Annotated in this window: 13 protein-coding genes and 1 tRNA gene; 11 read left to right on the forward strand and 3 right to left on the reverse strand. The window is 70.7% G+C overall.

The window, feature by feature from the left end:
• Positions 1 to 20: 20 nt before the first annotated feature.
• From E6R18_RS15825 to E6R18_RS15860, 8 genes are all read left to right on the forward strand, one after another.
• Positions 21 to 323, forward strand: a complete 303-nt coding sequence (locus E6R18_RS15825) for a hypothetical protein (RefSeq protein ID WP_240799752.1) — start codon at positions 21 to 23, stop codon at positions 321 to 323.
• Complete coding sequence (locus tag E6R18_RS15830; protein ID WP_136317531.1) at positions 313 to 2343, forward strand: phage tail tape measure protein; 2031 nt, start codon at positions 313 to 315, stop codon at positions 2341 to 2343. The genes E6R18_RS15825 and E6R18_RS15830 overlap by 11 nt, the downstream gene beginning before the upstream one ends.
• A gap of 5 nt (positions 2344 to 2348) precedes the next feature.
• On the forward strand, positions 2349 to 5696 hold the full coding sequence (locus E6R18_RS15835; protein WP_136317532.1) for a hypothetical protein: 3348 nt from the start codon (positions 2349 to 2351) through the stop codon (positions 5694 to 5696).
• A gap of 10 nt (positions 5697 to 5706) precedes the next feature.
• Positions 5707 to 6216, forward strand: a complete 510-nt coding sequence (locus tag E6R18_RS15840; RefSeq protein WP_136317533.1) for a hypothetical protein — start codon at positions 5707 to 5709, stop codon at positions 6214 to 6216.
• Between the two features lie 61 nt (positions 6217 to 6277).
• On the forward strand, positions 6278 to 7036 hold the full coding sequence (locus E6R18_RS15845) for an N-acetylmuramoyl-L-alanine amidase (RefSeq protein ID WP_206308295.1): 759 nt from the start codon (positions 6278 to 6280) through the stop codon (positions 7034 to 7036).
• A gap of 3 nt (positions 7037 to 7039) precedes the next feature.
• A complete protein-coding gene (locus E6R18_RS15850) occupies positions 7040 to 7273 on the forward strand; it encodes a hypothetical protein (protein WP_136317534.1) in 234 nt (77 codons plus the stop codon).
• A 30-nt stretch (positions 7274 to 7303) separates the two neighbouring features.
• Complete coding sequence (locus E6R18_RS15855) at positions 7304 to 7570, forward strand: hypothetical protein (RefSeq protein WP_136317535.1); 267 nt, start codon at positions 7304 to 7306, stop codon at positions 7568 to 7570.
• On the forward strand, positions 7567 to 8238 hold the full coding sequence (locus E6R18_RS15860; protein WP_136317536.1) for a collagen-like protein: 672 nt from the start codon (positions 7567 to 7569) through the stop codon (positions 8236 to 8238). Before E6R18_RS15855 ends, E6R18_RS15860 begins: the two co-directional genes overlap by 4 nt.
• A 44-nt stretch (positions 8239 to 8282) precedes the next feature.
• Here the strand turns inward: E6R18_RS15860 and E6R18_RS15865 are convergent, their stop codons facing one another.
• The gene (locus E6R18_RS15865) at positions 8283 to 8519 is read right to left on the reverse strand and encodes a winged helix-turn-helix domain-containing protein (protein WP_136317537.1); all 237 of its coding nucleotides are present in this window, start codon (positions 8517 to 8519) and stop codon (positions 8283 to 8285) included.
• Between the two features lie 153 nt (positions 8520 to 8672).
• On the opposite strand from E6R18_RS15865, the gene E6R18_RS15870 reads away from it, so the two are divergent.
• The gene (locus E6R18_RS15870) at positions 8673 to 8861 is read left to right on the forward strand and encodes a hypothetical protein (RefSeq protein WP_136317538.1); all 189 of its coding nucleotides are present in this window, start codon (positions 8673 to 8675) and stop codon (positions 8859 to 8861) included.
• Complete coding sequence (locus E6R18_RS34065) at positions 8858 to 9004, forward strand: hypothetical protein (protein ID WP_168712367.1); 147 nt, start codon at positions 8858 to 8860, stop codon at positions 9002 to 9004. Before E6R18_RS15870 ends, E6R18_RS34065 begins: the two co-directional genes overlap by 4 nt.
• Positions 9005 to 9052: 48 nt before the next feature.
• Here the strand turns inward: E6R18_RS34065 and E6R18_RS15875 are convergent, their stop codons facing one another.
• On the reverse strand, positions 9053 to 9292 hold the full coding sequence (locus E6R18_RS15875; RefSeq protein ID WP_136317539.1) for a helix-turn-helix transcriptional regulator: 240 nt from the start codon (positions 9290 to 9292) through the stop codon (positions 9053 to 9055).
• Positions 9293 to 9394: 102 nt separating this feature from the next.
• On the opposite strand from E6R18_RS15875, the gene E6R18_RS34070 reads away from it, so the two are divergent.
• Positions 9395 to 9562 carry a hypothetical protein gene (locus tag E6R18_RS34070; RefSeq protein WP_168712357.1) on the forward strand — a complete coding sequence of 56 codons (168 nt, stop codon included), beginning with the start codon at positions 9395 to 9397 and terminating at the stop codon, positions 9560 to 9562.
• A gap of 152 nt (positions 9563 to 9714) precedes the next feature.
• Here E6R18_RS34070 and E6R18_RS15880 read toward each other — a convergent pair.
• Positions 9715 to 9788: transfer RNA gene (locus E6R18_RS15880), tRNA-Lys, on the reverse strand.
• Positions 9789 to 9795: the final 7 nt, after the last annotated feature.

Raw genomic sequence — 9795 nt, forward strand, 5'->3', positions numbered from 1 at the left:
CGCTCGAACTCGGCTGCACCGTGGCTGAGCTGCTGCGCCGGTGCAGCTCGGCCGAGCTCACCGAGTGGATGGCCTACGAGAAGATCACCGGCCCTCTCGGGCCCGAGCGCATGGACGTCCTGCTCGCCTCCCTCACAGCCACCGTCGCCAACACCGCCCGCGGCAAGGGCCAGCGAGCCAAGGGCCCCGAGGACTTCATGCCGAAGTGGGACCAGGGCGCCCCCGCCCAGGGCGGCGACTGGCAGCAGATGCTCACCACCGTCACGTCGCTGAACCGGCGGCTGCGCGGCCACGACGCGAGAGGGGGCGGCAGTGACGCTTGAGGAACTTCTCGTCTCGGTCGGCATCGACACCGAGGAGCTGACAACCGGGGCAGCCGGGGCGGCCGACGACGTCGAATCCAGCCTCGGCGGGATCCAGGGTGCGGCGGCCGGCGCGGCCGTGGGCGGGCTGTTCGCCGCTGGCCTGTCCAACGCCATGGACGCGTCGGCGGCGAACGCGAAGCTGGCCCGGCAGCTGGGCCTGTCCTCGGAGGAGGCTGAGCGCGCGGGCACGGTCGCGGGCGACGTCTTCAGTGCCGGGTTCGGCGAGAGCATCGACGGGGTGAACGAGTCGATCGAGGCCGTCGTGTCGTCCATGGGTGGTATGTCGAAGGTCTCTGACGACGAGCTGTCCTCGATGACGACCAGCGCGCTCATGCTGGCCGACACCTTCGACATGGACGTGGCCGACTCGGCGGCCGCCGCCGGACAGATGATCAAGTCCGGGCTGGCGAAGGACGGCACCCAGGCTTTCGACATCCTCACCGCCGCCGCGCAGAAACTCCCCAAGGCGATGCGCGAGGACATCACCGCCGCCGTCTCCGAGTACGGCAAAACGTGGTCCCGCGTCGGGCTCACCGCCCAGGACGCTTACGGGATGATGGCGCAGTACATCAACGCTGGCGGCCGGGACATCGACCAGGCCGGTGACGTGCTGCACGAGTTCGCGCGCATCACCTCGGAGGAAACGGACCGCGCGGGCAAGGCGTACAAGGGCCTCGGACTCAACGCCAAGGACATGCTGTCGAAGGTCCACAAGGGCGGCGACTCCGCGAAGCAGGCCCTCACCGAAACGCTGGCCGCGCTGCGCGGAGTGAAGGACCCGGCCAAGCAGAGCGCCTTGGCCGTCGAGCTGTTCGGCGATATGGCGGGCGAGGGCGCCGACGCGCTATGGGCAATGGACCCGGCGACCGCCGCCGCGTCCTCGGGCATGGATGACGTGGAGGGCGCGGCCAAGGCGGCCAACGACTCCATGGCCGCATCCCCGGTGCAGTCCTGGGACGCGCTCATGCGGACCCTGTCGACGACCATCGGCGAGTTGCTGGCGCCCGCGCTGAAAGTGGTCAGCGACTTCCTCAAGGAACACCCCGGCCTGATCAAGGTGTTGGCGCCGATCCTGCTGGGGCTGGCCGCTGCAATCGGCATCGCGGTCGTCGCGCAGTGGGCGTGGAACGCGGCGCTGTGGGCGTGGCCGGGCACGTGGATCATCGCGGGGATCATCGCCCTGATCGCCATCATCGTGCTGATCATCGTCTACTGGGACGAGATCGCTGCAGCCACCGGCCGGGCCTGGGACTGGATCGTGGGCAAGCTCGGTGAGGCGTGGGACTGGATCAAGACGAAGTCCGTTGAGACGTGGGACTGGATCACCGGCAAGCTGAGTGACGCGTGGGACTGGATCACCGGGAAGCTCGGCGACGCCTGGGACTGGATCAGCGACAAGACCACAGAGGCGTGGGACTGGGTAACCGGCACGATCGAGGACGCCATAACCGCGCAGATGACCGCGATCGGCTGGCTCGCCGCAATCCCCGGCCGGGTCGCGGGCTGGCTCGGAAAGCTGGTCGACTGGGTGGCTGGCCTGCCCGGCCGGATCGGCAAGGCGTCCAAGGGCATGTGGGACAGCATCGTCAGTGGCTTCAAAGCGGCGGTGAACTCGTTGATCCGCATGTGGAACGGGCTCTACTTCCAGCTCGGCGGCGGGTCCTTCATGGGCGTCGACATTCCGTCAGTCCGACTCGACACCCCGGACATTCCGTACCTGGCCGAGGGCGGTGTGGCGACCGGGCCGACGCTCGCGATGATCGGTGAGGGCTCGGAAGACGAGGTTGTGGCGCCGCTGTCCAAGCTGGACGGGATGCTGCGCGGCGTCGCCAACTCCGTGCGGGACACGGGCGGGCAGCCCCGCGAGCAGGTCATCACTCTCGACATCGTCGGCGCCGACAGCGCGTTCGTCGACTTCTTCAAGGACGTCGTCCGCACCCGAGCGGGCGGCTCTGTTGTCCGTCTCGCAGAGGGGTAACCAGCATGCCGTCCTTGCCGCCGCCGCGCACCACCGAGCTCTACTACGACGGGGCGTGGCACGACATCAGCGGCGATATGCGGGAGTCGGCCCCGGTCCGGATCACCAGGGGGGTGACCGGGCTGGGGGCGCGCCAGGACCCGACCGCTGCCACCGCCACGCTCGACAACCGGTCCGGGAACTACAGCCCGCGCAACCCGCTCTCCGGCCTCTTCGGGAAGATCGGGCGGAACACCCCGTGGCGGTTCTCCGTCAACGCGGGCGGTCTGCGGCTGGCCCTGCCGAGCAGCGCCTACACGCTGTCGACCCCGGACGCGGCCACCCTCGACATCACCGGAGACATCGACGTCCGTATCGACGTCGCCCCGGACACGTGGGCGAGCGGGCAGATGCTGGCCTGCCGGTACTCCGTCGGCGGGAACTTCGCGTGGGCGCTGGAGCTGACCCCGGCCGGGCGCTTGATCTTTGTGTGGACGCCGACCGGGCTGGCCGCGAACCAGCGGTACGCCGTATCAACTGTTCCGGTCGCGGTCGGCCGGCGGCGCAGGGTGCGCGCCACCCTCGACGTCGACAACGGGGCCGGCGGCTGCACCGTGACGTTCTATGTAGCGTCCGGCACGGGTGGCTGGACGCAGCTTGGCACCCCTGTCGTGTCTACCGGGACCACGTCGATTTACAACCCGACCGCGGCCCTGAACATCGGCGACCCCGTCGCCATCGCCGTGACCCCCGAGGGGGATGCGCTGGGGCGCCTGCGCGGCAGCGTGTACGGGCTGCAGGTGTACGCGGGCGTCAATGGTGCCCTGCGCGTCGACGTCGATCCCGCGGCCCAGGGCACGGCCGGGGCGTCGACGTTCACGGACGGTACGGGTCTGGTCTGGTCCCTCACTGGGGGCGCGGCCCTGTCCAACCGGCACGTCAGGATGGTCGGCGAGATCCCGGCGTGGCCGCCGAGCCGGGACCTGTCCGGCGCGGACCGCACCGTGCAGATCGCCCCGGCCGGGATCATGCGCCGTCTTGGCGCCGGCAACAGGCCCTTGGACAGCGCCCTGCGCCGGTTCATCCTCGGTGCCAGGCCAGTTGAATGCTGGCCGCTCACCGACGGCGAGCAGGCCACGCGGGGATCGTCGCTCTTCGGGTCGCCGCCTGCTGCCGCGCTCAACGACCAGCCGCCGTCCTGGGGGAAGGGCTCGGTCACCAGCTGGTTGGAGCCGACGGTCCTGTGCCCGGCGGGCGAGCCGTTCGCCCTGGAGGGCCGGCCGCGCACCAGCGGCGCGACCAACAGCTGGTCCGTGGACTTCGTCCGCAGCGGCGGCGCTGGGTTCACGGCGCTGACCATCGTGGACAGCGGGCGCGGTACGGATGACTCGCCGCAGACTCTCTGGCAGGTCTCATTCATCTCCGCCCTGGACCAGATCACCGTTGGACGCGAGGTCAGGGTCTCTGACTCGTCGACGTTCTCGACCCTCGCCTCGATCACGCCCATGGGGATTTTCAACGCCAGCCCGCACCACATCCGCCTGTCGACCTCGGTGGGCAGTTCCAGCACGGCGTGGGTCCTCTACGTGGATGGGGTGATCGTTGGGTCTGGCTCTGAGTCCGGCCTCGGCCGCCCCGTCGGCCGACTCATCATCGCGGGCAACGCCGGCGACGCCGACCTGTCGCTCGGGTACTTCACCGTCTGGACCAGCAGCGCCCCCACAGCGGCCGCCATGGTCCAGGCGTTGCAGGGATTCCCCGGCGAGGCCGCGGGGGCGCGCGCACTGCGCATCAGCGCGGAGAACGGCGTGCCCATAGCGCTGGCTGGCGTGGCCGCGGACTCCACCCCGCTCGGCGTGCAGGAACCGCAGCGCTACCTGGAGGCCCTGGACACGATTGCGGCTGCGGACCTCGGTCTGGTGTTGGAGCAGCGGGACGCCCTGGCGCTCGTCTACCGGGCCCGCACCACCCTCTACAACCAGGCCCCGGTCCTCGAACTGGACTTCGCGAACGGGGAGATCAGCGCACCGTTCGATCCAATTGACGACGACAAATTGACGCAGAACGACGTCACCGTGAGGCGGCGGGGCGGGGCGTCCAGCGTGCCGGCAGTCCGGGAGGACGGGCCGCTATCCGTTGACGCGATCGGCCGGTACGACGTCGCGGTGGACCTGTCCCTGGCGGTGGACGAGCAGGTGACACAGCAGGCGTGGTGGCGCCTGCACATCGGTACGTTCGACGGCCTGCGCTACACCAAGATCACGGTCAGCCTGGCCAACCCGCGCGCCTACGCGAAGGTGCACGATGCCTTGGCGGTGGACGTCGGGGACCTGATCCGCCTGCAGAATCTTCCGCCGGATCAGCGCCCGGGGGACGTGGACCTGCTCGTGATCGGCTACGACGAGGAGGTGGGCGCCACCGCCTGGACGATCACGTACACCTGCGTCCCAGGCGAACCCTGGTCAGTCGGAGTGGTCGACGACGCCGCGCCCGGGCGGGCGGACACCGCCGGGTCCGAGCTCGCCGCCCCGGTGTCCGCTACGGCCACCGTGCTGCCGGTGGTCACCACGGCCGGGCCCGTATGGGTCGGCACCGCGGCGTACCCGGACGAGTTCCCGTTCGACGTGACCATCGACGGCGAGCAGGTCACCGTCACCGCGATCACCGGCGTGGCGGAGGATCGCTTTGCCCGGACCGTGAGCGGTGGGTGGGGCACCGCCGACTCGGGCCAGGCGTGGACAGTCGCGGACGGACCCGCCGCCGACTGGTCTGTGTCCGGCGGTGCCGGCCGCTGCACCATATCCACGGCGAACGCCTTCCGGATCATCGCTGCCCCAGTAGCCGTCCCGGACGTGGATCTCCAGTTCGACTTCGCGCTCTCGGCACTGCCCGTCGGGGACAGCGTCTACGTCTTCCCCACGATTCGCTACCTCGACGGAACGCACCTTTACATGGGGCGAGTGCAGATCACCACCGCAGGCAGCATGGTCCTGAGCCTGCGGCGGCGGTCCGGCGCCGAATCCCAGATAGGCAGCACGTACACCACCGGATACACCTACGCGCCTGGGGCCTGGTACACGGCGCGTGTCGCCATGACGGGCAGCACTCTGGCCGGCAAGGTCTGGCCGCGCGGCGGCGTCGAGCCGGACTGGCAGCTGACGGTCTCTGACACGACCCTCACCGCCCCCGGCTCTGTCGCGGTCCGGGCCCTGCTCGGGCAGAACGTCAGCAACGCACCCGTCACCCTGCAGATCGACAACCTGTGGTGCGGCCCACAGCAGATGACCGTGATCCGGTCCGTCAACGGGGTCGTGAAAGACCAGGTGGCCGGGGCGGACGTGCGGCTCACCCATCCCATGATCATCGCCCTGTGAGAGGAGCACCGTGCCCACGTACCCCCAGATCCTGGCGGGCCGGAGCGTCACTGCCGCACTGCTGGACGCCATGATTCCCAACGTCGTCACCAAGGCCGCGACGCAGACCGTCAACAACAGCACGACTCTGGTCAACGACGACAGCCTGTTCGTCCCCGTAGAGGCGGGCGGGGTGTACGAGGTGACGGCCTGGATCGTCCACTCGTCCCAGACTGCCGGGGACATCGCGATCGGCTGGTCCGGCCCGTCTGGGAGCACGATGACGTGGGGCGTCCAGGGCCCGGCCGCCTCCGCGACGGCGGCCTCCGACAGCGCTGCGAACTTTCAGCAACGCTCGATCAGCCAGACGGCCGGGCTGGGGGGCGGTGCGGGGACAGCGGTGTGCACGGACGCCCGCGGCGTCCTCACCGTCGGCAGCATGTCCGGCCTGCTCCGGATGCGCTGGGCCCAGAACACCGCGAACGCCTCGGACACGCAGGTCCTGGGCGGCTCGCACCTGCGCGTCAAGCGCATCGCCTGACCCTCACCCACCAACCGCCCCGCGCCGTCGGCCCGGGGCTTCGTCATGTCTGGAGAAGCGCATGGCCTGGTACCCAGGTGCCAAGAAGATGGAGCTCCAGCCGGAGAGCGACAGCCAACCGGCGATCAAGCCGACGCAGTTCATCCTGCACAGCATCGTCGCGCCGTGGACGGTACAGCGGACCTACGAGTACTGGCGCGACAGCACGAACCTGGAGTCCCACTTCGGGCTGGCCTACGACGGCACCCTCGGCCAGTACATCGGTACCGAGACCCGCGCCGACGCAACCGGGGCGGCGAACCGGCGGACGGACGGGTCGGGCGCCGTCTCGCTGGAGTCCGCGTCCAACTTGCAGGCTTCGGACCCGTGGACGGCCCAGCAGGTCGAGTCGATCATCCGGCTGGGTGTGTGGCTGCACGAGCAGCACGGCATCCCGCTCCGGATCTGCCGGACGGCCAGCGACCCGGGGTTCGGCTACCACCGCCTGCACGCCGCGTGGAACCCGGACGCGCACAGCTGCCCGGGGCCTGCGCGGGTGCGTCAGTTCCACGACGTGATCTTTCCCGGCATCGTCGCCCGCGCGACTGGTGCCACTACCAACCAGGAGGACGACATGCCCACCCCCAAGGACCTCTGGTCGTACAAGAACACGGAGCAGGGCGAGAAGAGCGACGCCTACGCCTACCTGCGCAACACGAAGGCGAAGGTGGATGCCGTCGAGGACACCGTGACCGACACGGCGAAGGACGTGGCCGCGCTGCGCGCCGACGTCGCGGCCCTTACCCAGGCGGTCACCGCCCTGACGAAGAAGGTGGGCTGACCCATGAACAAGCAGCTGCTGCTCGACCTCGGCGAGCGCGCGGCCTGGACTGGCACACAGGCCGCCCTCGGTCTGGCTGTCACCGAGCTGGCCGACGTACCGGTGTGGTGGGCGGCCCCGGTCGCCCTGGTCCTGTCCTCGGCGAAGAGCTGGGTCGCCGGGCGTCTGGGGCGGAAGGGCACTGCGTCGACGCTGCCTGCCACCGCGGACCCGGCGTCGCGCCCGACGGGTGCCTGACCTTCCCACCGCGCACCACCGGGAGTACGTATGGACGCTGCGATCGCTGGAGCGCTGGCCGCTGTGCTGGCCTCGCTCGTCACCGCGGCAGCGGCGGCCTACGGCTCCCGGGGCGCGACCCGGGTGGCCCAGGAGGGCGGAGTCATCACCGGATACGACAAGCTCACGGAGCGGCTGGCGAAGGAGCGGGACAAGGCCGAGACGGACCAGTCGACGGCTGAAGCGAAGGTCGCCGCTCTGGAGCTGGAGGTCGCGCGGTTGCGGCTGCTCGTGACGCAGCTGGGAGGTACGCCATGACGCGCACCGAACGCCTGCTGTACCGGCGGCGCCGTGGGCTCTGGCTGACCGCCGTACTCCTCGGCCTGGGCGGCGGCCTGGCCCTCGCCTTCCTGCTCATCGGCCGGGCGGAGTCCCGCGCGGACCAGCTGGCGACCGAGGCTGATCGGCGGGGCACCGCGGTCAGCACCCTGGCCACCGACGTGCGGACACTGCGCGCCCAGGTCCAGGCCCGCGGCGGGACGCCGGCCGCGCCGGACCCCGGCGACGCGGTCGAGGATCTGCCTGCCCGCGCCGAGGTGCCGGTGCCGATCCCGGGTCCGCCGGGCCCGCGCGGAGAGAGGGGTGACCGCGGCCCGACCGGGGCGGATGCGACACCGGTACCGGGCCCGTCGGGTGCAGACGGGCAGGCGGGCGCCGACGGTGTGGCCGGGCCGCCTGGTCCTGCCGGACCGGCTGGCCCTGCTGGCGAGCCGGGGCCCGCGGGTCCGGCTGGTCCTGCGGGGAAGGACGGGGCGGCAGGGAAGGACGGGCGGGACGGGCAGACCTGCCCCAGCGGCTACAGCCTCCAGCCCCCGCCCGACGACCCGGACGCGCTGGTGTGCCGGCGTGACTCTGCACCAGATGCCCCGAGCCCGACGACGTCCCCGACAATGGCCGCGCTCGCTCCCGACCGGCGCCGCACCTAAATGCGCCCCCGTCCCCGGCTTCGGCCGGCGCGGGGGCGCCTTCGTCATGTCCGGGGCGGTGTAACAACGTACGTCCCCTTGTTCGGGAGGGTGACGACGAGCCCCCGCGCGCGAAGTTCTTGGACGGCTCGGCGGGCGGTGCCGGGCGCGACGCCGTACTGGGCGCCCATCGCCCGCTCGTTCGGTAGGCGGGCGCCTGGCGGTAGTCGCCCCTCGCGGATCTCTTGCTCCACTCGGTCCGCGACCTGCACGTATACGTAGCCGATGGGGTCCTGGTCCATGCCCGGAACGTATGGCCGAACGGGGTGGCGGGCATCCGCAGGTGGCCGTATGGGGTGCCATGGGGCGGCCTGTAGCGGTACGGTCTGGTCAGGTAAAACCCCCGCAGCCGGTGGCACGGCTCGGGGGTGTGGACGACGCATGGAGGCGACGCCATGGCAGAGCGTACCGGGCCTGTACAGGCCCAGCACAGAGTGACCGAGGCCGTCGTGCAGGCAGCGTACGGCCGGTTCATCCGGCACACGCAGCTGTGCACGGAGTGCCGCACCCAGGGCGTGGACTGCGAGGACGCGGCCGAGCTGCGGCAAGCGTGGCGGGCGGCCCGGCTGGGGGTGGCGGCGTGATCTGCGACCGCTGCGACAAGCCGATGAGCCCCTCGGAGTCGAAGCCCTACGACATCCCGGGCGCGACCGGCCCAGGCATCACGATCCGGGTGCACCGGGAGCTGTGCACTCCACCGCCCCGGCAGACGTCCCCGGCGCGGTGATCTCCTGCCCGTCCCCGAGGCCGGCGGCGGCCGGGGGGGCGGACAGGGCTACTCCCGCACCAGTTCGGCTGCTGGTACGCCGATGGCGTCGGCGATCCGGAGCAGGGTGTCAACGCGGGGGCTCGCTCGGCCGTGCTCGATGTCCTGGTAGGCGGAGCGGTCGAGGCCGGTGCGGGTGACGATGTCCTGCTGGCTGAGGTTGGCGTGCAGCCGAGCGTCCCGTATCCGGGTGGCGATCCGCCGGCGTCTCTCCAGGAGGGCGGGGTCTGGCGGAGTGGTGCGCGGCACGGTTCCCACGCTGACCGGTCATGATCGTTTTGCATGCAGGGTAGACCCGGCATTGTTCGATCATGGATGCTGCCCCCACGATCTCGACCACGAGGAGCGGCCATGCTCTACCTGATTCGCCAGCCAGCAACCCGCCGCGCGGACACCGCCGCAGACACCGCCGCAGTGACGCGCGAGTGGACCGACCCGCGCTACGCCGAGCTCGCGACCGCATGGCGGGAGGCGGACCCGCCTCCCGGAGTTGCGGGGTTCCTCGACACGCTGCCGTAGCCACCAAAAGCCTCGACCGCCAAACGGAGGTCGGGGCTTCTTCATGCTTCCGGTGACCCGTCGGGCCAGCAGCGGGCCAGCAGCGCTCACGCATGAGGCCCCGAACGGAGAACCGCCCCAGGTCAAACATGCTCTGACCTGGGGCGGAGATGTAGGCCGTGTGGGACTCGAACCCACAACCAACGGATTAAAAGTCCGCTGCTCTGACCAATTGAGCTAACGGCCCCCGGCGA

Origin of the sequence: Streptomyces sp. A1277 (assembly GCF_004795015.1) — a bacterium.
Classification (GTDB): domain Bacteria; phylum Actinomycetota; class Actinomycetes; order Streptomycetales; family Streptomycetaceae; genus Streptomyces.

What these genes read in the sequence shown, in the direction of transcription:
- E6R18_RS15835 (WP_136317532.1), top strand. Translation starts at nt 2,349, where the DNA reads ATGCCGTCCTTGCCGCCGCCGCGCACCACCGAGCTCTACTACGACGGG.
- E6R18_RS15845 (WP_206308295.1), top strand. Translation starts at nt 6,278, where the DNA reads ATGGCCTGGTACCCAGGTGCCAAGAAGATGGAGCTCCAGCCGGAGAGC.
- E6R18_RS15850 (WP_136317534.1), top strand. Translation starts at nt 7,040, where the DNA reads ATGAACAAGCAGCTGCTGCTCGACCTCGGCGAGCGCGCGGCCTGGACT.
- E6R18_RS15855 (WP_136317535.1), top strand. Translation starts at nt 7,304, where the DNA reads ATGGACGCTGCGATCGCTGGAGCGCTGGCCGCTGTGCTGGCCTCGCTC.
- E6R18_RS15860 (WP_136317536.1), top strand. Translation starts at nt 7,567, where the DNA reads ATGACGCGCACCGAACGCCTGCTGTACCGGCGGCGCCGTGGGCTCTGG.
- E6R18_RS15865 (WP_136317537.1), bottom strand. Translation starts at nt 8,519, where the DNA reads ATGGACCAGGACCCCATCGGCTACGTATACGTGCAGGTCGCGGACCGA.
- E6R18_RS15870 (WP_136317538.1), top strand. Translation starts at nt 8,673, where the DNA reads ATGGCAGAGCGTACCGGGCCTGTACAGGCCCAGCACAGAGTGACCGAG.
- E6R18_RS34070 (WP_168712357.1), top strand. Translation starts at nt 9,395, where the DNA reads ATGCTCTACCTGATTCGCCAGCCAGCAACCCGCCGCGCGGACACCGCC.